Annotated in this window: 21 protein-coding genes; 8 read left to right on the top strand and 13 right to left on the bottom strand. The window is 64.1% G+C overall.

Features of this window, described 5'->3' with window-relative positions:
• Positions 1-238 precede the first annotated feature (238 nt).
• From DK261_RS04190 to DK261_RS04170, 5 genes are all read left to right on the top strand, one after another.
• On the top strand, positions 239-757 hold the full coding sequence (locus DK261_RS04190; protein WP_110175320.1) for an RNA polymerase sigma factor: 519 nt from the start codon (positions 239-241) through the stop codon (positions 755-757).
• Positions 754-1,740 carry a FecR domain-containing protein gene (locus tag DK261_RS04185; RefSeq protein ID WP_110175319.1) on the top strand — a complete coding sequence of 329 codons (987 nt, stop codon included), beginning with the start codon at positions 754-756 and terminating at the stop codon, positions 1,738-1,740. The genes DK261_RS04190 and DK261_RS04185 overlap by 4 nt, the downstream gene beginning before the upstream one ends.
• A gap of 217 nt (positions 1,741-1,957) precedes the next feature.
• On the top strand, positions 1,958-4,387 hold the full coding sequence (locus DK261_RS04180) for a TonB-dependent siderophore receptor (RefSeq protein ID WP_110175318.1): 2,430 nt from the start codon (positions 1,958-1,960) through the stop codon (positions 4,385-4,387).
• A gap of 64 nt (positions 4,388-4,451) precedes the next feature.
• On the top strand, positions 4,452-5,585 hold the full coding sequence (locus tag DK261_RS04175) for a PepSY domain-containing protein (protein ID WP_110175317.1): 1,134 nt from the start codon (positions 4,452-4,454) through the stop codon (positions 5,583-5,585).
• Entirely contained in the window at positions 5,582-5,770 is a 189-nt protein-coding gene (locus tag DK261_RS04170) for a hypothetical protein (protein ID WP_009045929.1), read from the top strand. The genes DK261_RS04175 and DK261_RS04170 overlap by 4 nt, the downstream gene beginning before the upstream one ends.
• Here DK261_RS04170 and DK261_RS04165 read toward each other — a convergent pair.
• Complete coding sequence (locus DK261_RS04165) at positions 5,748-6,170, bottom strand: hypothetical protein (RefSeq protein ID WP_038636283.1); 423 nt, start codon at positions 6,168-6,170, stop codon at positions 5,748-5,750. The two genes, DK261_RS04170 and DK261_RS04165, sit on opposite strands and share 23 nt — an antisense overlap.
• 111 nt (positions 6,171-6,281) lie before the next feature.
• Here DK261_RS04165 and DK261_RS04160 point away from each other — a divergent pair, with 111 nt between their 5' ends.
• Entirely contained in the window at positions 6,282-6,911 is a 630-nt protein-coding gene (locus DK261_RS04160) for a glutathione S-transferase (protein WP_110175316.1), read from the top strand.
• 206 nt (positions 6,912-7,117) lie between these two features.
• Here DK261_RS04160 and creD read toward each other — a convergent pair whose 3' ends face one another.
• From creD to DK261_RS04140, 4 genes are all read right to left on the bottom strand, one after another.
• Positions 7,118-8,494 (bottom strand): cell envelope integrity protein CreD, encoded by a 1,377-nt coding sequence (gene creD, locus DK261_RS04155; protein WP_101283779.1) that lies wholly within the window; start codon positions 8,492-8,494, stop codon positions 7,118-7,120.
• 284 nt (positions 8,495-8,778) lie between these two features.
• The gene (creC, locus tag DK261_RS04150) at positions 8,779-10,200 is read right to left on the bottom strand and encodes a two-component system sensor histidine kinase CreC (protein WP_110175315.1); all 1,422 of its coding nucleotides are present in this window, start codon (positions 10,198-10,200) and stop codon (positions 8,779-8,781) included.
• Positions 10,200-10,880, bottom strand: coding sequence for a two-component system response regulator CreB (gene creB, locus DK261_RS04145; RefSeq protein WP_041984848.1), 681 nt, complete (start codon positions 10,878-10,880; stop codon positions 10,200-10,202). Before creB ends, creC begins: the two co-directional genes overlap by 1 nt.
• A gap of 69 nt (positions 10,881-10,949) precedes the next feature.
• Positions 10,950-11,450, bottom strand: a complete 501-nt coding sequence (locus DK261_RS04140; RefSeq protein WP_007926027.1) for an ATP-dependent zinc protease — start codon at positions 11,448-11,450, stop codon at positions 10,950-10,952.
• Between the two features lie 309 nt (positions 11,451-11,759).
• Between DK261_RS04140 and DK261_RS04135 the strand changes: the two genes are divergently transcribed.
• Positions 11,760-12,647 carry an acyltransferase gene (locus DK261_RS04135; RefSeq protein ID WP_110175314.1) on the top strand — a complete coding sequence of 296 codons (888 nt, stop codon included), beginning with the start codon at positions 11,760-11,762 and terminating at the stop codon, positions 12,645-12,647.
• On the opposite strand, the gene DK261_RS04130 is transcribed toward DK261_RS04135, so the two are convergent.
• Positions 12,648-13,220: a DUF2780 domain-containing protein gene (locus tag DK261_RS04130; protein WP_025807292.1), complete on the bottom strand. Its 573-nt coding sequence runs from the start codon at positions 13,218-13,220 to the stop codon at positions 12,648-12,650.
• A gap of 328 nt (positions 13,221-13,548) precedes the next feature.
• On the opposite strand from DK261_RS04130, the gene DK261_RS04125 reads away from it, so the two are divergent.
• Entirely contained in the window at positions 13,549-14,115 is a 567-nt protein-coding gene (locus tag DK261_RS04125) for a hypothetical protein (RefSeq protein WP_110175478.1), read from the top strand.
• A gap of 61 nt (positions 14,116-14,176) precedes the next feature.
• Here DK261_RS04125 and fdhA read toward each other — a convergent pair whose 3' ends face one another.
• The 7 genes from fdhA to glyA all read right to left on the bottom strand — a co-directional run bounded on the left by fdhA (position 14,177) and on the right by glyA (position 23,223).
• A complete protein-coding gene (gene fdhA, locus DK261_RS04120) occupies positions 14,177-15,376 on the bottom strand; it encodes a formaldehyde dehydrogenase, glutathione-independent (RefSeq protein WP_009045939.1) in 1,200 nt (399 codons plus the stop codon).
• A gap of 181 nt (positions 15,377-15,557) precedes the next feature.
• Positions 15,558-16,415 (bottom strand): formyltetrahydrofolate deformylase, encoded by an 858-nt coding sequence (gene purU, locus DK261_RS04115; protein ID WP_009051219.1) that lies wholly within the window; start codon positions 16,413-16,415, stop codon positions 15,558-15,560.
• Between the two features lie 156 nt (positions 16,416-16,571).
• The gene (locus DK261_RS04110) at positions 16,572-17,204 is read right to left on the bottom strand and encodes a sarcosine oxidase subunit gamma (protein ID WP_016704097.1); all 633 of its coding nucleotides are present in this window, start codon (positions 17,202-17,204) and stop codon (positions 16,572-16,574) included.
• 133 nt (positions 17,205-17,337) lie between these two features.
• On the bottom strand, positions 17,338-20,355 hold the full coding sequence (locus DK261_RS04105) for a sarcosine oxidase subunit alpha (protein ID WP_110175313.1): 3,018 nt from the start codon (positions 20,353-20,355) through the stop codon (positions 17,338-17,340).
• Complete coding sequence (locus DK261_RS04100; RefSeq protein WP_053281201.1) at positions 20,352-20,681, bottom strand: sarcosine oxidase subunit delta; 330 nt, start codon at positions 20,679-20,681, stop codon at positions 20,352-20,354. The genes DK261_RS04105 and DK261_RS04100 overlap by 4 nt, the downstream gene beginning before the upstream one ends.
• A gap of 14 nt (positions 20,682-20,695) precedes the next feature.
• Entirely contained in the window at positions 20,696-21,946 is a 1,251-nt protein-coding gene (locus DK261_RS04095; RefSeq protein WP_016704099.1) for a sarcosine oxidase subunit beta family protein, read from the bottom strand.
• Positions 21,947-21,969: 23 nt separating this feature from the next.
• Complete coding sequence (glyA, locus tag DK261_RS04090; RefSeq protein WP_038575206.1) at positions 21,970-23,223, bottom strand: serine hydroxymethyltransferase; 1,254 nt, start codon at positions 23,221-23,223, stop codon at positions 21,970-21,972.
• Between the last annotated feature and the right edge of the window lie 136 nt (positions 23,224-23,359).

Genomic DNA, 23,359 nt, shown 5'->3' with positions numbered 1-23,359 from the left:
CGAGCGCGTAGCGCTCGCCATCCAGACAGCGCGTTCCGCCTGACAGACTGCAAACTCAGGCTTTGCGGCCACTACGTCGGAATGCCGCCCAGACCGATCGCAGCCTCGCTGGCGCTCGGCAGCGGCTACAGGGATCCGATAAATCGCAGCCGACCAGCGCCCATTGCGCGGCTCTTTGCGCCCTGCCACAATCGCGAATAATTCTCGTTATTTTCAACTTCTCGATTGGGATACCCAGGTGTCGTCAGCCCAAAGCCCCCACAGTGACCTCGTTGGCGCGTTGTATCGCGACCATCGTGGCTGGCTGCTGGCCTGGCTGCGACGCAACGTGGCCTGCCCGCAACGGGCCGAGGACCTGAGCCAGGACACCTTCGTCCGCCTGCTGGGCCGCGACGAACTGAAAGCCCCGCGCGAGCCGCGGGCGTTCCTGGTGGCCATCGCCAAGGGCCTGCTGTTCGACTACTTCCGCCGCGCCGCGCTGGAACAGGCCTACCTCACCGAACTGATGCTGGTCCCGGAAGAGGAACAACCCTCCCCGGAAGAACAGCAATCGATCCTCGAAGACCTCAAGGCCATCGACCGCCTGCTGGGCAAGCTGTCGAGCAAGGCTCGCGCCGCCTTCCTCTATAACCGCCTCGACGGCCTCGGCCACGCGGAAATCGCCGAACGCCTCGGTGTGTCCGTGCCGCGGGTCAGGCAGTACCTGGCCCAGGGCATTCGCCAGTGCTACATCGCCCTGTACGGTGAGCCGCTATGAGCCCGCTCAACGCCAAGCCGGTGTCCGCCCGGGTGCTGGACGCGGCGATTGCCTGGCAGCTGTCGCTGGACTCCGGCGAAGGCAACCCGATGGCCCGCGAAGAATTCGCCAAATGGCATGCCGCCGATGAAGAACACGCCCGCGCCTGGCGCCAGCTGGGCATGCTCGACCAGCGTTTCAGCGTTGCCAGCGGCCCGGCCCGCAGCGCCCTGCTGCAATCGCGGGACAGCCTCCGCCGCCGCGTGCGCAAGCTCGGCAGCGGACTGGCCAGCATCGCCTTGCTGCTGGGCCTGGCCCTGTTCGCCGGCGAACGTTACGGCCAGCTGGATTACTGGCTCGCCGACCAGCGCACCGCCACCGGCGAGCAACGCACCCTGCGCCTGGCCGACGGCACGCTGATCAACCTCAATACCCACAGCGCCGTGGATGTGCGTTTCGACGAAAAACAGCGGCGCATCGTGTTGCAGGCAGGCGAGATCCTGGTCGAGACCGGCCACAACGACGCCCGGCCCTTTATCGTCGAGACCCGCGAGGGCCATATGCGCGCGCTGGGTACACGGTTCCTGGTCAAGCGCGAGGAACAGGGCACCCGCCTGAGCGTGCTGCAATCGGCCGTGGCCGCGCGGCCGGAGTCCGACCAGGACGAACAGATCCTCAAGGAGGGCCAGCAGGTGCTGATGCGCCACGACGGCCTCGGCCCGCTGCTGGCCCTGAGCCCCGGTGCCGACGCCTGGACCCGCGGCATGCTGGTGGTGGACAACGCGCGCCTGGCGGACCTGGTCAGCGAGCTGGGGCGCTATCGCCGTGGCCATCTGGGAGTGGCCGACGAGGTGGCCGACCTGCGCATCACCGGCAGCTTCCCGCTGCACGACACCGACCTGGCCCTGAGCGCGTTGCTGCCCACCCTGCCCGTGGCCATCGAGCGGCACACACCCTGGTGGGTCACCCTGGTGGCGCGGACCGAGGGTAGAGACAAACCATAACCCTGCGGTGTCGGTGCGGTTTTTATCGCGAGCAAGCTCGCTCCTACAGGGTGGCGCCGTTCCTGTAGGAGCGAGCTTGCTCGCGAAAACGCCTGCCCAACCTGAAATACCCCCCTTATTTTCGTAAATCGAAATTATTTTCAATCCGCCCTATCACTTTTTGAATTTCGTCCGGCACATAGGCAATTGAGAAATGTTTCCATCCAGGAGCCGCCGTATGTCCCGCTCGCTAGACACCCTGTTGCGCCCCAGACTGTTGGCCGTGGCCATTGCCCTCTGCGCCCCGCTGGCCAGCACCCCGCTGATCGCCGCCGAACAGGCGTCCGGCGTGCGCGCCTACAACCTGCCGGCCGCGCCCCTGGCCAGCACCCTGAACCAGATCGCCAGCCAGGCCGGCCTGGCCCTGAGCCTCAACCCGAGCCTGGCCGCCGGCAAGACCTCGGCCCCGGTCAAGGGCCAGTTCGATGCCGCCGGCGCCTTGCGCGAGGCCCTGCGCGGCACCGGCCTGCAACTGGAACAAAGCAGCGCCGGCACCTACAGCCTGGTGGCGATTCCCGACAGTGTGGTGGCCCTGCCGGAAACCAGCATCACTGGCCAGCAGGCTTATGAGAGTGCCTGGGGGCCGGTGGACGGTTACCTCGCCACGCGCACCGCCGCCGGCACCAAGACCGACACCTCGCTGGTTGAAGCGCCGCGTTCGATTTCCGTCGCCACCCGCCAGCAGATGGAAGACCGCAACGTGCAGAACCTGGATGATGCCGTGCGCTACATGCCCGGTATCGTTTCCGCCAGCTACGGCAGCGACACCCGCTATGACTGGATGCGCGTGCGCGGTTTCGAGCCCACCCAGTTCCTCGACGGCCTGCCACTGCCCCGCGGCGTGTATGCCAACCCGAAAGCCGAAACCTGGAACCTCGACCGCCTGGCCCTGCTGCGCGGCCCGGCCTCGTCGGTCTACGGCCAGACCCCGCCGGGCGGCCTGCTGGACATGGTCAGCCGGCGCCCCAGCGCTGAATCGAGCCATGCCATCCAGCTGCAGTACGGCAGTGACAACTACCGCCAGATCAACTTCGCCAGCACCGGCAAGATCGACGATGAAGGCCAGTTCCTCTACGGCCTCAGCGGCGTGGTGCGAGACGCCGGTACCCAGGTCGATCACATCGACAACAAGCGCTACAACATCGCCCCCAGCCTGACCTGGAACATCGATACCGATACCAGGCTGACCCTGCTCTCGCAGTTCACCCGTGACGATACCGGCGCGACCAGCCAGTTCATGCCGATCCAGGGCACCAAGATCAAGTCGCCACTGGGCGACGTCTCCCATCACAAGAACCTGGGCGATCCGGACTACGAGTTCTACGACCGCACCTACTACGCCCTGGGCTACGCCTTCGAGCACCGCTTCAACGATGTCTGGCAGTTCCGCCAGAACCTGCGCTACACCAAATCGGAGCTGTCCTTCCAGCAGTTGACCGTGGGCTCCTACGCCTACTCCCCGGCCGATGCGGCAGGCAATATCAGCCGTACCTCGACCAATGTGGACGAGGACATCAGCCAGTTCGCCGTCGACAATAACTTCCAGGCCGACTTCGCCACCGGCGACATCACCCACACCGTGCTGATCGGCCTGGATCACCAACGCACCGACACCTCCTATCTGTCGATTTACGGTGACGGCGGGACCACCAACATCTTCAACCCGGTCTATGGCAAGCCGATCGTGCGCCCGGCGCGCTCCAGCGCCTACTACGACTACAACCAGAAAACCGTGCAGACCGGCCTCTACGTGCAGGACCAGATGGCCCTGGACCAATGGCGCCTGACCCTGGGCGGTCGTGAAGACTGGGTGCACCAAGGCACCACTTACTTCAACAAGAACGACGTGACCAACACCGACCGCAGCAAGAACTTCAGTGGCAACGCGGCACTGAGCTATGTGTTCGACTCAGGCCTGGTGCCGTACCTCTCCTACGCCGAATCGTTCCAGCCAGCCAGCAACGCCAGCGTCTCCCCCACCGAGTCGTATAAGCCCACCGAGGGCAAGCAATGGGAGCTGGGCATCAAGTACCAGCCACCTGGTTCGAACACCCTGCTGAGCGCGGCGGTCTACGACCTGACGCAGAAAAACGTGCTGGTAACCAGCATCGGTGCCGGTGGCGAGTCGGTGACCAACCAGACCGGCGAAGTGAAGGTCAAAGGCCTGGAGCTGGAAGCGGTGTCCGACGTGACCGACAACCTCAAGGTCATCGCCGCCTATACCCTGGCCAAGTCCGAGGTGCAAAAAGGCATCTATAAAGGCAACCGCCTGCAACTGATGCCCAACCAGCAAGCCTCGCTGTGGACCGACTACACCTGGCACAGCGGCGTGCTCGACGGTTTCGGCATTGGTGCCGGGGCCCGCTACACCGGCAATACCTATGGCGACCAGGCCAATACCTGGCTGGGCAAGGCCAATGCCTACACGGTGTTCGATGCCGCCGTGCATTACGACCTGGGCCGCCTGGACAGCAGCCTCAAAGGCGCGTCGCTGAAACTCAACGCCACCAACCTGTTCGACAAGGACTACCTGTCCACCTGCGATGGTTCCTACTGCTATTTCGGCGATCAGCGTAGCGTGGTCGCCAGTGCCACCTACCAGTGGTAATCGGCTGAGTTAACCACCGGGCCGTCCTGCCAAGGACGGCTTTGCTGTGTCTGAAGGCTAAGAAATGAAAAGCAAAACCATCCGCCGCTGGTCGTTTATCCACACCTGGAGCAGCCTGGTCTGCACGGTGTTCCTGCTGCTGCTGGCCCTGACCGGCCTGCCGCTGATCTTTCACCACGAGATCGACCACCTGCTGGGCGACGCGCCGCAATTGCGGGAAATGCCCGCCGACACCCCGCAGCTGGACCTGCAGCAGCTGGTGCGCGCCGCCGAGGCCCATCGCCCGGGCGAGGTCATGCAGTACTTCGGCGGGGACGAGGATGACCCCAACGGCGTGCTCACCATCATGGCCAGGACCGCCGGCACCGAGCCCAACTCGTCCCACACCTTCATGCTCGACGCCCGCACCGGTGAAGCCGTGGAAACGCCCTCGGCCAACGGCGGGCTGATGATGTTCATCCTGCGCCTGCACGTGGATCTGTTCGCCGGCCTGCCGGGCAAACTGCTGCTGGCGTTCATGGGGCTGCTGTTCGTGCTGGCGATCGTCTCCGGCGTGGTGCTGTACCTGCCGTTCATGCGCCGGCTGGCATTCGCCACGGTACGCCAGGACAAATCCACCCGCCTGCGCTGGCTGGACCTGCATAACCTGATCGGCGTAGTGACCCTGACCTGGGCCCTGGTGGTCGGCGTCACCGGGGTGATCAGCGCCTGCGCCGACCTGCTGATCGCCGCCTGGCGCAACGACAGCCTCAGCGCGATGATCGAGCCGTACCGCGATGCGCCGCCACTGACCCAACTGGCCCCGGCCAGCCGCCTGCTGGAGATCGCCAAGGAGGTAGCACCGGGGATGCAGCCGGACTTCATCGCCTTCCCCGGCACGCGCTTTTCCAGCGAGCATCACTACGCGGTGTTCATGAAAGGCAGCACCCACCTGACCACGCACCTGCTGACCCCGGTGCTGATCGACGCCAGCACCCTGGAGGTCACGGCGGTGGCCGAACGTCCCTGGTACATGGACGCCATGGGCATGTCGCAACCGCTGCACTTCGGCGACTACGGCGGCATGCCGATGAAGATCCTCTGGGCGACCCTGGATGGGCTGACCATCATTGTCCTGGGCAGCGGCCTGTACCTGTGGATAGTCCGCCGCCGCGCGGCCAGGCCGGCGCTGGGTGAACACTCTGGAGTAACGCCATGAGGCCGCGGCAATCGAACTTCTGGAAGGTCTTCGGCGCACCGCTGTTCATCGCCGTGCTCTGTGCCGCAGGGCTGTTCTCCGCGCTGCTCGGCGACGGCATCTGGGACGCCCTGAGCTGGCTCGGCCTGGGCGCTCCGGCGCTGATCGCCCTGCGGGGTTTGTTCAACCGCCCGCCTCCGGCCTGACCCCGGCGGCGGGGAAGCCGCGCCACAGGTACAGCGCCAGCCCCAGGCCGATCGCCAGCACCGGGATGAACACGCGGTTTTCCTGCTGCGCCTCGGCGGCGACCAGCACGCAGAACAGCGCCAGCCCCAGCAGCGGTACATAGCTTGCCGCCAGGCCCCAGCGCCAGGGCCGGGTCAGCGGTTCGGGGCCGCGCAGGCTCAGCAGCGCACAGCCCAGGGCCGGCAGGGCCAGCGCCGGCAGCGCCCAGTACCAGGCCATGTAGGCGAACGCCATGATCAGCTCCGGCTCACCCTCGCCGTGGCGGCGAAACTCGAACTGCAAGGCCAGGTACACCGCCAGCGCACCCAACAGGGTCAGGGCCAGGCTGTACAAGCCGTGTCGAAGATAGGACCTGCGCATTCATCACTCCTTGTCTGTGCTGCATGCCGCCTCTGTGGCCGGGGCCAGAGGCTGCGTTAAGATCCCCCGGGTTGCGAGCCTGCGCTCCACTTCCACCCGCGAGGAATATTCATGTCCACCCCCAGCATGACGCTGTTCCATAACCCGGCATCACCTTACGTGCGCAAAGTCATGGTGCTGCTGCACGAGACAGGCCAACTGGACCGCGTGGCCCTGCACGCCAGCCAGTTGACCCCGGTGAATCCGGACACCGCCCTCAACCAGGACAACCCGCTGGGCAAGATTCCCGCCCTGCGCCTGGCCGACGGCAACGTGCTGTACGACAGCCGGGTGATCCTCGACTACCTCGACCAGCAACACGTCGGTAACCCGCTAATCCCCCGCGAAGGTTCGGCCCGCTGGCGGCGCCTGACCCTGGCGGCCCTGGCCGACGGGATCATGGACGCCTCGGTGCTGATCCGTTACGAACTGGCCCTGCGCGCCCCCGAGAAGCACTGGGAGCTGTGGCTCGATGGCCAGCGCGACAAGATCCGCCGCGCCCTGGCCGTGCTCGAGGCCGACGCGATCGCCGAACTGGCCAGCCACTTCGACGTCGCCGCCATCAGCGTTGCCTGTGCCCTGGGTTACCTCGACTTCCGCCACCCCGACCTGCAGTGGCGCGATGCCCAGCCCCAGTTGGCGGCCTGGTACGCCGAGGTCAGCCAACGCCCTTCGATGCTGGCGACCCAGCCGCCGGCTTGAAGGCCCCGGGTGCGGTCATCACCTGAAGTACGCTGGTGGCCGGGCCGGCCCTATCGCGAGCAAGCTCGCTCCTACAGGTTTCGCGGTGTCCCATGTAGGAGCGAGCTTGCTCGCGATGGTCGCCCCACGGTGCTTCAGGCAACAACCCGACTATCCATGCCAACAAGGCCTCTGCTTGCTGCTGGTCCTCGCGCAAGCCCAACGACCTACTCATGGGCCACCTGCGCTTCGAACGTCAGCGGCTGGGCCGGTTTGGCCTGGCCTACGCCGTACCAGTCGAGCTTGCGGGTCAGCACCATGAACACACCCAGCAGGCCGAACAACAGCAGCGAACCCATCAGCAGCGCGTAATCCTCGGCGCTGAGCAAGCCGTACAACAGGCCATACAAGGCAGCCAGGCTGGCGGCGAAACTCAGGCCGTGGCCCAGGCTGCGCAGCACATGGCAGACGTAGAAACCGATCAGCGTCACACAGGCACCAGCCGACAGCAGGTAGGCCAGGGCGAAGCCGATGTGTTCCGACAGCGACAGCAGCAACAGATAGAAGAACGCCAGGGCCACGCCCACCAGGGCGTACTGCACCGGGTGCACCGCCAGGCTCTTGAGCACCTCGAAGAGGAAGAAGCCGGCAAAGGTCAGGGCAATGAACAGCAGCGCATATTTGATCGCCCGGTCGCTCTTGAGGTACTGGTCCACCGGATCGATGAAGCTCACGCCGAAGGAGCGGTTCTTGAACTCCTTGCACTGTCCGCTGGCCAGGCAATTGGTCAAGGCGCTTTCCAGGTTGGTGGAGAAGAACGAGGTCTGCCAGTTGGCGGCGAAACCCAGGTCGGAAATCTCCCGCTGCGCCGGCAGGTAGTTGCCGATAAAACTCGGATGGGGCCAGTCGGCACGCAGGCGTACCTTGCTGGTCTTGCCCACCGGCAGCACCTGCAACTGGCCGGTGCCTTGCAATTGCAGGTCGAAGGCGAAGTCCAGGTCGGTGCTGCGCTTGCCGTCCAGCAGCGGCAGGTTGACGTGTACCCCCTCCCCCAGCCAGTCAACCCGGGTGCCGGGCGCGAAAGGCAGGTTCTGCCCGTTCAGCTCGAGGGCCAGCGCCTGCTCGATGCCGCGAATGTCGCTGATGCCCACGGCGAGAAACGGCTGCTCGAACTTGTAGTCGGCGAAGTCTTCCTTGATCCCCAATTGCTCGGGCAGCGCAAACTGCCCGCTGATGCGGTTGTTCGCATGGAACAGCCGGGCCTGGTAGATCCCCCGGGCGCGCAACTCGGTCCGCACCTGGCCATCGAGTTCGAAGTGCTCCGGCAGGAAATACAGCTGCCCGCTCCTCTCACCCTGTTCCTGGTAACGCGTGTTGGTCTTCTCGTTGGTTTTCCAGGTGCGCACCACCTTGCGATAAGGCACTACCAGCAGCGGGCCGCTCAGTTGCTGGCTGTAGCTGGAGCTGCGGGCGATATCGGTCAGCACACCGTCGCGCAGTTCCTGGCGCTCCTGGATCAGCCCGTCGATCATCAACAACGGCACCAGCAGCCCCAGGATCAAAAGGGCGATCGCCCCCAGCTTTATGGTCAGATTGCGGTTCATGGAGTCTCTCCCTGTTCGAATGAGGGAGAGTCTGGGCAGCCCATGTGGGGGTTTTATGGGGGGAGTGTGGAGAGTGTGTGGAGATTGGCTTTGTGGGAGGCAGCCGGTGCGTTTTTCCAGGTAAATCGCGGATTCAGGGTCTGCGGTCGCTACGTCGGAATGCCGCCCAAACCGATCGCAGCCTCGCGGGCTCGGCAGCGGCTACATGGACTGCGTGTACCCTGTAGCCGCTGCCGAAGGCTGCGATCGGGGGCGTAGCACCCGCAACCGGCGCACCCGGTGAATCAGGCGGGAAACACTAGGCTGACTTCAACGCCGCCTTCCACATTGCCGATCTGCATCTGGCCGCCATGCAGTTGCACCACTTCTTCGACGAAGTTCAGCCCCAGGCCGGTGCTTTTACGCCCGCTGTCAGGCCGTGGCAGGGAATAGAAACGTTCGGTCAGGCGCGCCAGGGCGTAGTCCGGGATGGGCTCGGCCTGGTTGAACAGGCTGAACCGCACCTGGTCGCCCGCTCTGCTGGCGCTCAAGCGCAACACGCCACCGGCGGGGGTGAAATCCAGGGCGTTTTCCAGCAGGTTGCCCAGGGCCTGGCGCAACAGGAACGCTTCGCCCGACAGCTTCAGCCCCGGCTCGATGCGCTGTTCGACCTGTAAGCCCTTGCCCTCGATCCGCGCCTTCTGGCTGTCCAGCACCTGGTTCGCCAGGTCCGCCAGCGGCACCGCCTCGCGCTCTTCCAGGCCGTGGCGCTGTTCGACCTGCGCCAGGTTCAGCAAGCGCTCGATCAGGTGCTGCATGCGCGCGCTTTCGCTGTCGATGTTGCTGACGAAACGGGCGCGCTGCTCGCCGGGCATATCGCTCTGCAACAGCTCCGCCGCGCCGCGAATCGCCGCCAGCGGGCTTTTCAGCTCGTGGGTCAGGGTGTGCACGTAACGCTCGACATAAGCCTTGCCCTCCAGCTGGGTGCGCATGTGCTCCACCGCCGTGGCCAGTTGCTCCAGCTCGCCGCCGCGGTAGTGCGGCAGCTCGGCGCGGCGACCCTCGCTGACCGCCTGGGCATAACCGGTCAGGCGGCGCAGGGCGACGCTCAGCCACCAGGACAGCAAGGCGCCGAACAACAGGCCGAGGCCAATCAGACCGGCGCCGTACCACAACAGGCGACGCTCGGTGCGGTCGACGTAGGGCTGCAGGGAACTGTTGGGCTTGGCCACGGTGACCACGCCGATGATCCGGCCGTTGTCGCGAATCGGCGCGCCGACATGCATCACCGAGGAGCTCGGGTCATCGGCCACGCTGCGCGAGGAACGCGCGCCGTATTGGCCGCGCAGGGTCAGGTACACGTCGTTCCAGCGCGAATAATCCTGGCCGACCGCCAGGCCGCTGGAGTCCAGCACCACCTTGCCCTCGGCGTCGGTGACGTAGATGCGGTGGTTGACCTGGTTTTTCGGCAGGCCCCAGATAGTCGCCGCCGGCTGCCGCTCGCCATAGGCCTTGAGCAGTTCCGGCCAGCGGTTCTCGCTGAGGGTGCCGGCCTTGAAATCGTCACGCAGGATTTCCGCCAGCAGGTTGGCGGTGTCCACCAGGGTTTCCTCGGTGGACTGGCGTACGCCCGGGCGGATTTCTTCCATCACCGTGCTGAGCACGAAATAGCCGGTCAGGCCGACGAACAACACGTAGACCAGGAAAATCCGGATTCCCAACGGCATCAGCTGTGCCCCGGGCTGTAGCTGTAACCCAGGCCGCGATGGGTCTGGATCGGCTCGGCGTCGGCCGCCACCAGGCGCAGCTTGGCCCGCAGGCTCTTGATATGGCTATCGATGCTGCGCTCGTAGCCGGCATCCGCCGCCACCCCCAGGGCGTCGAGCAACTGCTCGCGGCTGAACACCCGCTCGGGTTGCTCCAGCAGGCAATGCAGCAGGCGGAATTCGTGGCGGGTCAGGCTCAGCAACTGGCCGCGGTAGCTGATCTGGAACTTGTCGGTATCGACCTGGAACGGCGTAGCCGGCGCCTCGACCACCATCCGCGGCGCCATGCGCTTGAGGATGGCCTTGACCCTTGCGGCGACCTCGCGCGGGCTGAAGGGCTTGACCACATAATCGTCGGCGCCGATTTCCAGGCCCACCACCCGGTCGATTTCACCGTCCCGGGCACTGAGGAACATCACCGGCACCTCGCTGAAGCGCCGCAGTTGCTTGCAGGTTTCGAAGCCGCTGATGTCCGGCAGGCCGATGTCGAGAATCAGCAGGTCCGCCGGCGTATGGCGCTGATAGTCCAGCGCCGCCTGCCCGAGGTTCAGCCAGGTGGTGCTGAACCCTTCACCCTGCAGGGCAAAAATCAGCGTATCGGCAATCGCCGCTTCGTCTTCGACAATCAGGATATGAGGCATGGCATCCAAGCACGGGAAGTAAGTGCCAGAACGGTGCCGGATGCCTCATGCGCCGTCAATCAGGTCTGATCAGCAGTCGGGTTTGTCGGCGGTGTAACGCCGGGCCGGGTTCACCGCCGCACCGAACTCGCGCAGGGCCTTGGCGCCGATCAGCAGCGGGTAGTTGAAGCTGCTGCGATCGGTCAGGTTGACCTCGACGGTGCGCTTGACGTTGCCCAGGCACATTTCCAGGTCGACCACCGGACGCTTGGCCACCTGGGCCTCTTCCTTGTCTTCGTCTTCATCGGCGCGGTTCTTGATCTTGCTGATCCGCGCCACCTTGTGTTCGTAGACCTTGCCGTCGGCATCCTTGGTCGCCAGGCGGAAGCGCACCCATTCCTCGCCATCGCGGGTAAAGGTCTCGATATCCTTGGCCGACAGCGAGGCGGTCAGGGCGCCGGTGTCCATCTTGGCCTTGAGGGTTTCGCCGATTTCCGGCAGTTGAATGTATTCGTAGCGCCCGTAGAGGGTCGGCTCGGCGGCCATGACCGGCAGCGCCAGCAGGGACAGGAGTGCAAGGACGGATTTCACGTGAGCAGGTTCCTTGGGAAGTGGGCAGCAGGATTTTAGACCGTGGCCGGGCAATTGGTTCGCCAGCGTGTGGACAATGCTTCTGTAGGAGCGAGTGGCGGCGATCCGACTTGCCTGCGATGCAGACGCCGCGCGCTGTCTGAACCGACGCCATCGCGGGCAAGCCTCGCTCCTACAGTACGGGGGCGGTCATTTCGGTTGAGTGCACCATACCCTTACAGAAGTGAAACATTCGTCAGCACATCAGGATTTGGCCTGCCTGGCGAAGGTGCTTATCATGGCGCGCCCAAACGCTTGCAAGAGTTCCTTATGCGCCGCCTGCTCACCGGCTGTTTCGTCACCCTGCTGCTGTTGCTCAACACCCTGGTCCTGTTCGGGCCGCTGGTGGTGTTCGCCCTGCTCAAGCTGGTCCTGCCAGGGCGCCTGCGCGACTACGCGTCGAAGGCGGTGATGTGGATTGCCGAAACCTGGGCCGAAATCGACAAGCTGATCTTCGCCCTGTGCATTCCCACCCAGTGGGATATCCGTGGCGGCGACGACCTGCGGGGCGACACTTCTTACCTGGTGATCAGCAACCACCAGTCCTGGGTCGACATCCCGGCGCTGATCCAGACCCTCAACCGCCGTACCCCCTTCTTCAAGTTCTTCCTGAAAAAAGAACTGATCTGGGTGCCCTTCCTCGGCCTCGCCTGGTGGGCCCTGGATTACCCCTTCATGAAGCGCTACAGCAAGGCCTTCCTGGCCAAGAACCCGGAGCTGCAAGGCAAGGACCTGGAAATCACCAAGGCCGCCTGCGAGCTGTTCAAGCGCCAGCCGGTCACCGTGGTCAACTACCTGGAAGGCACCCGCTTTACGCCGGCCAAGCGCGAGCAGCAACAATCCCCCTTCAAGCAACTGCTCAAGCCGAAGGCCGGCGGCGTGGCATTCGTCCTGGCGGCCATGGGCGAACAGCTCGACGCCATCCTCGATGTGACGGTGGTCTATCCGCAGCAGAAGATTCCCGGTTTCTGGGACCTGATCAGCGGCAACGTGCCGCGGGTGATCGTCGATATCCAGACCCGTGAGCTGGATCCGGCGTTGTGGCAGGGGGATTACGAAAACGATCCGGCGTTTCGCCAGACCGTCCAGAACTGGGTCAACCAGCTCTGGACCGAGAAGGACCAGCGCATCGACGCCTTGCGCGCCGAGCGCGGTTGATCAACTGCCGCTGCCGACGCCCCAGATCCCGCCCAGGCTGTTGAGCAGCGAACCGCCCACGCCCTGCTGACCCAGGAACTGCAGGAGCACCGGGGCGAACTGGCCGATCATGCCGCTGTCCATGCCCAGGGCGCTGAACGCGCTGTTCAGGTCATTGGTGTTCTGCACGTTACCCAGCGCACTCTCCAGGCCGGCGGTCTTGCTGCCACCGCTCTGCCCCAGCAGGCCACTCAAGGCGCCCAGGCTGCCCAGCGCGTTGCCGCCCGAGAGCTTGTCCAGCCCCGGAACGCTTTTGCTCAGTTGCGAGTAGTCGGTGCTGCTCAGCTGATTCTTCGCCAGGCCCAGCATCGCACCGGTACCGCCGATGGCCTGCTCCGGCGTGACATCCAGTTGCGAAAGGGCACTGAGCAGATTGGCGGTCTGCGAGGTTGGAGCGGCAGCGGTAGCCTTGTCGCCACCCTGCATGCTGGACACCGCATTGGCGGCATCGCTCAGGCTGAAGCCTGCGGCAAAAACCGGGCTGGCACCCAGGGTCAGCAACGTAGCCAGTGCAACACTGCGGGAAATTTTCATCGAGACAACCTCTTGAGCATGAAAACCACCCGATATTGGGTGGGAAAAAGCAGCCATTTGACTGATGGCCAATAGGAATGTTCCCGGTCGCCGATCACAGATCATCGGAAGTTCACCGGTCTAGCGCGAAGATCGATTTTTAACCACGCACGACAAAGCCTGAGTCAATGCCGAGCCCGGTTTTATTGCGAGCAAGCTCGCTCCAGCGCAGAAGCGGTCCCTGACCAATAACCCTGGTAAAGATGTTTCTGAAAAGTCTCAGCATGATCCCCATGCAACCGAGTCTATGATTTCGCTGTTTTCGTCAAAGCAGCCACAGCAAACCACAATGAAAAAACTCCTGTATCCACTCCTGGCCATTGCACTCATCTCCATCGTGGCCTGGCGCATCTGGTCGCCGGTCGATGATTTGGCCTGTGCAGGCCAAACGGTAGCCAACGGCCCGCTGACCCGTTTCGTTACCGACTACTTCAAGCAAGGCGATGAAAGAGCCTGGCAAGAAGACACCAACGTCTTCGATATCCTCGCCGAACCCACGGCCAGCAGCATCACCCAGCAGCCGCAAGCATATTACTGCGAAGCGCTCGGTCTGCTTGAAAGCCCGACACGCACGCAGTCGGAGAAGGTCTATACCTCGATCCTGATGCTGAATCTGCCAATCGACCATTACCTGGGCCTCATGGATCACAGCCACAGGTTTTATAAAGAGGGGCGGATCGATGACACGGTGCTGGGGTTCGTTCTTAAACCGAGAGGAACCGCGCTCAACTATTGGTGGCTGCCGCAATGGCGCTCTCGCTTCAACCGGGATGCACCGTCTGTGTTCCCTCCACCCGACATTGCAGAAATACTGTCCGGAAAGTACTGGTTCCACTATCCAGGCACAGGTTTCTGATCATCGAAAACAGCCATAAAAAAGGGCGACCCAAGGGTCGCCCTTTTTTATGGCTGAAGGCTTATGCCGCGCTGAACAGCTTGTGCGGGTCGATGACGAATTTCTTCGGCACGCCGGCGTCGAATTCGCCGTAGCCACGCGGGGCGTCGTCCAGGCTGATGACCTGCACGCCGACCACTTCGGCGATGTTGATGCGGTCCCACATGATGGCTTGCATCAGTTGGCGGTTGTACTTCATCACCGGGGTCTGGCCGGTATGGAAGCTGTGGGACTTGGCCCAGCCGAGGCCGAAGCGGATGCTCAGGCTGCCCATCTTGGCCGCGGCATCCACCGCGCCTGGGTCTTCGGTGACGTAGAGGCCTGGGATACCGATCTTGCCGGCGACCCGCACCACGCCCATCAACGAGTTGAGCACCGTGGCCGGCGCTTCGTGCTGGGCACCGGAATGGCCATGGCCGCGGGCCTCGAAGCCCACCGCGTCGACCGCGCAATCCACTTCCGGCTCGCCGAGCAGCGCAGCGATCTGTTCGTGCAGCGGGGTGTCCTTGGACAGGTCGGCGATTTCAAAGCCCTGGGCCTTGGCGTGGGCCAGGCGCACCGGGTTGACGTCGCCAACGATCACCACCGCCGCGCCCAGCAGACGAGCGGACGCAGCCGCGGCCAGGCCTACCGGACCGGCGCCGGCGATGTAGACGGTGCTGCCCGGGCCAACACCGGCCGTTACCGCGCCGTGATAGCCGGTCGGCAGGATGTCGGACAGGCAGGTCAGGTCGCGGATCTTCTCCATGGCCTTGTCGCGGTCCGGCAGTTTCAGCAGGTTGAAGTCGGCGTACGGCACCAGCACGTATTCGGCCTGGCCGCCGGTCCAGTCGCCCATGTCGACGTAGCCGTAGGCACCGCCGGCGCGAGCCGGGTTGACGGTCAGGCAGACCCCGGTGTGTTGCTCCTTGCAGGAACGGCAGCGCCCGCACGCGACGTTGAACGGTACCGAGACCAGGTCGCCGAGCTTCAGGTTCTCGACGTCGCTGCCCTTCTCCACCACCTCGCCGGTGATTTCGTGACCCAGGACCAGGCCGACCTGGGCAGTGGTACGGCCGCGCACCATGTGCTGGTCCGAGCCGCAGATATTGGTGGATACCACGCGCAGGATGACGCCGTGCTCAATCTTCCTGCCGCGCGGGTCCTGCATTTTTGGATAGTCGATTTTCTGTACTTCGACCTTGCCATTGCCGAGATACACGACACCACGATTACCAGACATGCTTTCACCTCGCTGTTGTTTTTATGAAACCGCGTTGCCGGAAAAAGGCAGCGCGTAGAGTGCTCGGGTACAGATGCTGTTTCGTCTTCAAAATCGCTTCGCGAGCAAGCTCGCTCCTACAAAGGATTGCGTGCATCTGTAGGAGCGAGGCTTGCCCGCGATGGCCGCAAAGCGGCCTGTGTTAAAGCACCACCGTCCTGTTGGCGTTGAGGAACACCCGCCGTTCGATGTGATAACCCACGGCCCGCGCCAGGGTCAGGCCCTCGATGTCGCGCCCCTTGGCGATCAGGTCCTCGGGGTAGTGACTGTGGTCCACCACTTCCACGCCCTGGGCGATGATCGGGCCTTCGTCCAGGTCGTTGTTGATGTAGTGCGCGGTGGCGCCCACCAGTTTCACGCCCTTGTTGTAGGCCTGGTGATAAGGCTTGGCGCCCTTGAAACCGGGCAGCAGGGAGTGGTGGATGTTGATCGCCTTGCCATCGAGCTTGCGGCACAGCTCCGGCGACAGCACTTGCATGTAGCGCGCAAGGATCACCAGTTCGGCGCCGGATTCCTCGATCACCTGCCACACCTGACGCTCCTGGGACGGCTTGTCGTTGGGGTCCAGGGGGAAGTGGTAGTACGGGATCTGGTGCCAGTCAGCCAGGGGCTTGAGGTCCGGATGGTTGGACACCACCGCCACCACATCCATTGCCAGCTGGCCGATGCGCTGGCGGTAGAGCAGGTCGTTGAGGCAGTGATCGGCCTTGGAGACCATGATCACCACTTTCGGCCGATGCTGCGGCGGGGTCAGCTCGACGTTCATGTCGAAGGCCCGGGCGCGCTCGGCCAGACCGTCGCGCAGGCCCTGCTCGTTGAAATCCTCGGGCTGGCGGAATTCCACACGAATGAAAAAACGCGCCGAAAGCCGGTCATCGAACGAATGGTGCTCGGTGACATAGCAGCCCTGCTCGAACAGAAAGCGGGTCACCGCATCCACCGTGCCGAGCACGCTGGGGCAGTCGGCAGTCAGAATCCAGGTATCGGGTGCGCGGCTCATTGTGCGGAACTCCTAAAACATCGGTAGGCAAAGCTGACTCCTGTAGGAGCGAGCTTGCTCGCGAAAAATCCAGGGACGCTGCGTACTTTCAGCAAGCACGCGTTATCGTTGACGCCCTTCGCGAGCAAGCTCGCTCCTACAAGGAGTCATGGTGTATCAGGCCTGGATGCTGAGGCCGTATTCGGCGGCGGCATCCTGCAGCCATAACCACCAGTAATCGGAGAAGCTGCGGCGGATCACCAGTTCCCAGGTGTCTTCGCCCATGCGGCGGATCACCAGTTGCGACTTGGCGAACACGGTGCCGACGGCCTTGCCTACCGGGAAGTTGTTGGGGTGCACGTCGTAGCTGGTGGACTTCATCAGCACTTGGCGCACGTTCGGGCCGGACAGCTCGAGAATCTGTTGGCCGCCACTGACGTTGACGATCTGGATATGCAGGTCGCCCAGCGCTTCGCGCAGTTTTTTCTCGGCGGCGAATTCTTCACCGCTCGGCACCACCAGCAACCACTCGTCCGGCCCCATCCACTGCAGGCTGGTTTCGCCCTTGGCAACTACGGTCAGGGCCACCGGCAGTTCCAGGCCCAGGGCCTTGTGCACGCCGGAAGCGAAGGCCGGGTCATGCGCATCGCCACGGATGGTCAGGTGGCCGAGGAGTTTCTTCTCGCGCAGGGTCACGCCTGCGTTCTTGCGGCCCTTGCCCACCAGGCTGGCGAGGTCGGCATGGTGCAGCGACGACTCGGCTTTGGCGCCAGTGGTCGGGCGCTGTTGGTAAACGTTGACTGCGGTCATAGAGCACCTGTCTTCAAATTCTTGCATCACACCCGTAGGAGCGGAGCTTGCCCGCGATGAATACGTCGCGGTCTGTCTGAGGCACCGCGTGATGCCTATCGCGGGCAAGCCTCGCTCCTACAAGGTTGTAGGGTTAAACGTTCTGGCGATCGCCTTTCGGATCGAAGAACACCGAAGAAACGATTTCCGCCTCGATCACCGTACCGTCGGCCAATGGCGCGAATACCCGCTCGCCCATCCGCTTCAGGCCGCCCTTGACCACACCCATGGCAAACGAATAACCCAGGGAGTTGTGGGCATAGCTGGAGGTCACGTGACCGACCATGCTCATCGGGATCGCCTGCTTGGTGTTGAACACCAGTTGCGCGCCTTCCGGCAGCCACTGGTTCGGGTCGATCGGCTTCAGGCCCACCAGTTGCTTGCGCTGGTCGCGCACGCAGTCTTCGCGGTTCATGCCACGCCAGCCGATCCACGAGAACGGTTTGGTGCGACCGACGCACCAGCCCATGTTCAGGTCGTCCGGGGTCATCGAGCCGTCAGTGTCCTGGCCGACGATGATGAAGCCCTTCTCGGCCCGCAGTACGTGCATGGTTTCGGTGCCGTACGGGGTCAGGTTGTACTTCTTGCCAGCCTCGACGATCTGCTCCAGCACGCCCATGGCGTAGTCGGCCTGGACGTTGACTTCGTACGACAGCTCGCCGGTGAAGGAGATACGGAACACACGCGCCGGCACGCCGCCCACCAGGCCTTCTTTCCAGGTCATGAACGGGAAGCCGTCCTTGTCCAGGTCGATGTCGGTGACTTCGCTGAGCAGCTTGCGGCTGTTCGGCCCGGACAGGGTCATGGTCGCCCAGTGGTCGGTGACCGAGGTGAAGTACACCTTGAGGTCCGGCCATTCGGTCTGCTGATAGATCTCCAGCCATTGCAGGACGCGCGCGGCGCCACCGGTGGTGGTGGTCATGATGAAATGGTTCTCGCCGACGCAGGCGGTCACGCCGTCGTCGAAGACCATACCGTCTTCCTTGCACATCAGGCCGTAGCGCGCCTTGCCCACGTCGAGCTTGGTCCAGGCGTTGGTGTAGATGCGGTTGAGGAACTCACGGGCGTCCGGGCCCTGGATATCGATCTTGCCCAGGGTCGAGGCGTCGAGCAGGCCGACGCTGTCGCGCACTGCCTTGCACTCGCGCTTGACCGCGGTGTGCAGGTCTTCGCCGTTCTTCGGGAAGTACCAAGGGCGCTTCCACTGGCCGACGTCCTCGAACTCGGCGCCGTTCTTCACGTGCCACGCGTGCAGCGCGGTGAAGCGTACCGGCTCGAAGATGTGCCCGCAGTGACGACCGGCCACGGCGCCGAAAGTTACCGGCGTGTAGTTCGGACGGAACATGGTGGTGCCCATCTGCGGGATGCTCACGTTCAGCGAACGGGCCGCGATGGCCAGGCCGTTGACGTTGCCGAGCTTGCCCTGATCGGTACCGAAGCCCAGCGCGGTGTAGCGCTTGACGTGCTCGACCGACTCGAAGCCCTCGCGGGTCGCCAGTTCGATGGCGGCGGCGGTGACGTCGTTCTGCAGGTCGACGAACTGCTTGGGTGCCCGCGCGGTGCCCTTTTCATGGGGCACCTGGAACAGCGCCAGGGTCGGTTCTTCCAGACGGCTCAGGGCCTTGGGCAGGACCGCTTCCACGGCCTTGAAGCCCGCTTCGCTGGCCGCGCGCACGCCACCTTCGAAACCGTCGGCCAGGGAATCGCCGAGGCTGTAGACGCCGTTGATGCCGCCGACGCACACGCGTTTCTGCGGTGCTTCGCCCGGTACGAAACCGAGGATGTCTTCACGCCAGATCGGCTTGCCGCCCAGGTGCGACGCCAGGTGCACCACCGGGCTGTAGCCGCCGGAGCTGGCAATCAGGTCGCAGTCCAGCCACTCGCCCGGGCTGGTGACTTTGTGCGCCTTGACGTCGATCGCTGCGACGCGGGCGCCAGTCACATGCTTGCTGCCACGGGCTTCGATCACCGCACTGGAAGTGAGGATGCGAATGCCCTTGGCGCGGGCTTCTTCCACCAGCGCGCCGCGTGGGTTGTGACGGGCATCGGCGATGGCCACCACTTGCAGGCTGGCGTCGAGCCAGTCCAGGGCTACACGGTAGGCATGGTCGTTGTTGGTGCTCAGCACCAGCTTCTTGCCCGGTGCCACGCCGTAACGGCGCACGTAGACCGAGACCGCGCCGGCCAGCATGTTGCCCGGCACGTCGTTGTTGCCGTAAACCAGCGGACGCTCGCAGGCGCCGGTGGCCAGCACCACGCGCTTGGCCCGCACCCGGTGGATGCGCTGGCGCACCTGGCCGATCGGCGCGCGATCGCCGAGGTGGTCGGTCAGACGCTCGTGAATGGTCAGGAAGTTATGGTCGTGGTAGCCGTTCACGGTGGCCCGTGGCAGCAGGGTCACGTCCGGCAGCGACTTCAGCTCGGCGACCACGGTGGCGACCCACTCGGCCGCCGGCTTGCCGTCCAGGCTTTCGCGGCTGTCCAGCAGGCTGCCGCCGAATTCTTCCTGCTCGTCGGCGAGGATCACCCGCGCACCGCTGCGCGCGGCAGCCAGGGCCGCGGCCAGGCCGGCCGGGCCGGCGCCGACGATCAGCACGTCGCAGTGCTGGTTCATGTAGTCGTAGGTGTCCGGATCGTTCTCGGTCGGCGAGCGACCCAGGCCCGCGGCCTTGCGGATGTACTTCTCGTAGGTCATCCAGAACGATTGCGGGTACATGAAGGTTTTGTAGTAGAAGCCCGGCGGCATCAGCTTGCCGCCGACCTTGCCGAGGATGCCCATCATGTCGTTGTTGACGCTCGGCCAGCCGTTCGTGCTGGTGGCGACCAGGCCCTGGTACAGCGCCTGTTGGGTGGCGCGCACGTTAGGAATCTGGGTGGCTTCGGTGGCGCCGATCTGCAGCACCGCGTTCGGCTCTTCGGCACCGGCGGCGAAGATGCCGCGCGGCCGGGAATACTTGAAGCTGCGACCGATGATGTCCACGCCGTTGGCCAGCAGGGCGGCGGCCAGGGTGTCGCCTTCGAAGCCTTTGTAGGTCTGGCCGTTGAAGGTGAAGCTGAGGACTTTGTTGCGGTCGATGCGTCCGCCGTTGGACAGGCGATTGGACTGGCTCATACCTTCTCTCCCAGAGCCTGCGTGGCCGCTTTCGGGCTATCGGTCTTGTCGGTGAATTGCGGCTTGGTACCGATCTTGTAGGTTTCGAGAATCTCGTAGGTCAGGGTGTCGCGGGTGGCGTTGAAGTACTGACGGCAGCCGGCGGCATGGATCCACAGCTCGTGGTGCAGACCGCGAGGGTTGTCGCGGAAGAACATGTAGTTGCCCCACTCCTCGTCGGTGCAGTTGTTCGGATCCAGCGGACGCGGGATATGCGCCTGGCCGGACGAATGGAATTCCTCTTCGGAGCGCAGTTCGCCGCAGTGAGGACAGAAGATGTGCAACATAGGGATTTCTCCTGTTAGTGGGCGACAGCTGCAGCGCCGTGTTCGTCGATCAGCGCACCGTTGTGGAAACGGTCGATGGAGAAAGGTGCGGCCAGCGGGTGCATTTCACCCTTGGCCAGGCTCGCGGCGAATACGTTGCCCGAACCCGGGGTGGCCTTGAAGCCGCCGGTCCCCCAACCGCAGTTGAAGAACATGTTCGGCACCGGAGTCTTGGAGATGATCGGGCAGGCGTCCGGGGTGGTGTCGACGATGCCACCCCATTGGCGGTTCATGCGCACCCGCGAAAGGATCGGGAACATCTCGACGATGGCCTGGATGGTGTGTTCGATCACCGGGTACGAACCGCGCTGGCCGTAGCCGACCCAGCCGTCGATACCGGCGCCGATCACCAGGTCGCCCTTGTCGGACTGGCTGATGTAACCGTGCACCGCGTTGGACATGATCACGCTGTCGATGATCGGCTTGATCGGCTCGGACACCAGCGCTTGCAGCGGGTGCGATTCGATCGGCAGGCGAAAGCCGGCGAGCTTGGCCATGTGCCCGGAGTTACCGGCGGTGACCACGCCGACGCGCTTGGCGCCGATGAAACCCTTGTTGGTTTCCACGCCGATGCACACACCGTTTTCCTTGCGGAAGCCGATCACTTCGGTCTGCTGGATCAGGTCCACGCCCAGGGCGTCGGCGGCACGGGCGAAGCCCCAGGCCACGGCGTCGTGGCGGGCCACGCCGCCACGGCGCTGGACGGTGGCGCCCATTACCGGGTAGCGGGTGTTCTTGGAGCAGTCCAGGTACGGAATCTCGTCCGCCACCTGCTTGGCGTCGAGCAGCTCGCCGTCCACGCCGTTGAGGCGGTTGGCGCTGACCCGACGCTCGGAATCGCGGATGTCCTGCAGGGTGTGGCACAGGTTGTAGACGCCGCGCTGGGAGAACATCACGTTGTAGTTGAGGTCCTGGGACAGGCCTTCCCACAGTTTCATCGCGTGTTCGTACAGGTGCGCCGACTCGTCCCACAGGTAGTTGGAACGCACGATGGTGGTGTTGCGCGCGGTGTTACCGCCGCCCAGCCAGCCTTTCTCGACCACGGCGACGTTGGTGATGCCGTGTTCCTTGGCCAGGTAGTAGGCGGTCGCCAGGCCATGCCCGCCACCGCCGACGATGACCACGTCGTAGACCTTTTTCGGGGTCGGCGTGCGCCACATGCGCTGCCAGTTTTCATGGTGGCTGAGGGAGTGCTTGAAGAGGCCGAAGCCCGAGTAGCGTTGCATAGTCATTTACTCCAAAACCGCACTCAGCGATAAACCGGGAAGTCCGCGCACAGGGCCGATACCTGACGAGCGACATTGGCCTCGACATCGGCGTCGCCGAGGTGGTCGAGGATGTCGCAGATCCAGCCGGCCAGCTCCACGCACTGGGTAACCTTGAAGCCGCGGGTGGTCACCGCCGGGGTGCCGATACGCAGGCCGGAGGTCACGAACGGCGACTGTGGATCGTTCGGGACAGCGTTCTTGTTCACGGTGATGTGGGCGCGCCCCAGGGCGGCGTCCGCGTCCTTGCCGGTGAGGCCCTGACGGATCAGGCTGACCAGGAACAGGTGGTTGTCGGTGCCGCCGGACACTACATCGTAGCCGCGTTTGATAAATACGCCGGCCATGGCCTGGGCGTTCTCGATCACTTGCTGCTGGTAGGCCTTGAAGCCAGGCTCCAGCGCTTCCTTGAAGCACACCGCCTTGCCGGCGATCACGTGCATCAGCGGGCCGCCCTGGGCGCCAGGGAATACCGCGGCGTTGAGCTTCTTCTCGATTTCTTCGTTGGCCTTGGCCAGGATCAGGCCACCACGCGGACCGCGCAGAGTCTTGTGGGTGGTGGTGGTGACCACGTCGGCGTAAGGCAGCGGGTTCGGGTACAGGCCAGCAGCGACCAGACCGGCGACGTGGGCCATGTCGACAAAGAGATAGGCGCCGACCTTGTCCGCGATCTGGCGGAAGCGTGGGAAGTCGAGGGTCTTGGAATAGGCCGAGAAGCCAGCGACGATCATCTTCGGCTTGTGCTCGACGGCCAGGCGCTCGACTTCGTCGTAGTCGATCAGCCCGGTATTGGTATCGATGCCGTACTGCACGGCGTTGTACAGCTTGCCCGAGGACGACACCTTGGCGCCGTGGGTCAGGTGGCCGCCATGGGCCAGGCTCATGCCCAGGATGGTGTCGCCGGCTTGCAGCAGGGCCAGGTACACGGCGCTGTTGGCCGAGGAACCGGAGTGCGGCTGGACGTTGGCGTAGTCGGCGCCGAACAGTTGCTTGGCGCGCTCGATGGCCAGGGCCTCGACCTTGTCCACGTGCTCGCAGCCACCGTAGTAACGCTTGCCCGGATAACCTTCGGCGTACTTGTTGGTCAGGCCACTGCCTTGCGCTTGCATCACGCGTTTGCTGGTGTAGTTCTCCGACGCGATCAGCTCGATGTGATCTTCCTGACGTTGCTCCTCGGCATTCATGGCCGCCAGCAGTGCATCGTCATAACCCTGGATTTGGTCTTGCTTGCTGAACATCGCGTCTCTCCCAGCGGCGGCGGTGCGCCTTTCGTCTCGGTGAGGCACGTACCCTGCGGTAGTGCCCTTTGGATGCGATGGTATGACCGGCGCTGACCGGTCAAATGCCTATGGACGCCACGCAAAGGCGCGTTTA

The sequence above is a fragment of the Pseudomonas sp. RW409 genome, assembly GCF_003184125.1.
In the GTDB taxonomy this organism is placed as follows: Bacteria; Pseudomonadota; Gammaproteobacteria; order Pseudomonadales; family Pseudomonadaceae; genus Aquipseudomonas; species Aquipseudomonas chlororaphis_I.
The sequence above is the reverse complement of the archived record's forward strand: the minus strand, read 5'-3'. Positions and strand labels throughout refer to the sequence as shown.

Excerpts from the sequence above, each read along its gene's own strand:
- DK261_RS04185 (WP_110175319.1), top strand. The coding sequence starts at position 754 with ATGAGCCCGCTCAACGCCAAGCCGGTGTCCGCCCGGGTGCTGGACGCG.
- DK261_RS04180 (WP_110175318.1), top strand. The coding sequence starts at position 1,958 with ATGTCCCGCTCGCTAGACACCCTGTTGCGCCCCAGACTGTTGGCCGTG.
- DK261_RS04175 (WP_110175317.1), top strand. The coding sequence starts at position 4,452 with ATGAAAAGCAAAACCATCCGCCGCTGGTCGTTTATCCACACCTGGAGC.
- DK261_RS04170 (WP_009045929.1), top strand. The coding sequence starts at position 5,582 with ATGAGGCCGCGGCAATCGAACTTCTGGAAGGTCTTCGGCGCACCGCTG.
- DK261_RS04165 (WP_038636283.1), bottom strand. The coding sequence starts at position 6,170 with ATGCGCAGGTCCTATCTTCGACACGGCTTGTACAGCCTGGCCCTGACC.
- DK261_RS04160 (WP_110175316.1), top strand. The coding sequence starts at position 6,282 with ATGTCCACCCCCAGCATGACGCTGTTCCATAACCCGGCATCACCTTAC.
- creD (WP_101283779.1), bottom strand. The coding sequence starts at position 8,494 with ATGAACCGCAATCTGACCATAAAGCTGGGGGCGATCGCCCTTTTGATC.
- creC (WP_110175315.1), bottom strand. The coding sequence starts at position 10,200 with ATGCCGTTGGGAATCCGGATTTTCCTGGTCTACGTGTTGTTCGTCGGC.
- creB (WP_041984848.1), bottom strand. The coding sequence starts at position 10,880 with ATGCCTCATATCCTGATTGTCGAAGACGAAGCGGCGATTGCCGATACG.
- DK261_RS04135 (WP_110175314.1), top strand. The coding sequence starts at position 11,760 with ATGCGCCGCCTGCTCACCGGCTGTTTCGTCACCCTGCTGCTGTTGCTC.
- DK261_RS04130 (WP_025807292.1), bottom strand. The coding sequence starts at position 13,220 with ATGAAAATTTCCCGCAGTGTTGCACTGGCTACGTTGCTGACCCTGGGT.
- DK261_RS04125 (WP_110175478.1), top strand. The coding sequence starts at position 13,549 with ATGAAAAAACTCCTGTATCCACTCCTGGCCATTGCACTCATCTCCATC.
- fdhA (WP_009045939.1), bottom strand. The coding sequence starts at position 15,376 with ATGTCTGGTAATCGTGGTGTCGTGTATCTCGGCAATGGCAAGGTCGAA.
- purU (WP_009051219.1), bottom strand. The coding sequence starts at position 16,415 with ATGAGCCGCGCACCCGATACCTGGATTCTGACTGCCGACTGCCCCAGC.
- DK261_RS04110 (WP_016704097.1), bottom strand. The coding sequence starts at position 17,204 with ATGACCGCAGTCAACGTTTACCAACAGCGCCCGACCACTGGCGCCAAA.
- DK261_RS04105 (WP_110175313.1), bottom strand. The coding sequence starts at position 20,355 with ATGAGCCAGTCCAATCGCCTGTCCAACGGCGGACGCATCGACCGCAAC.
- DK261_RS04100 (WP_053281201.1), bottom strand. The coding sequence starts at position 20,681 with ATGTTGCACATCTTCTGTCCTCACTGCGGCGAACTGCGCTCCGAAGAG.
- DK261_RS04095 (WP_016704099.1), bottom strand. The coding sequence starts at position 21,946 with ATGCAACGCTACTCGGGCTTCGGCCTCTTCAAGCACTCCCTCAGCCAC.
- glyA (WP_038575206.1), bottom strand. The coding sequence starts at position 23,223 with ATGTTCAGCAAGCAAGACCAAATCCAGGGTTATGACGATGCACTGCTG.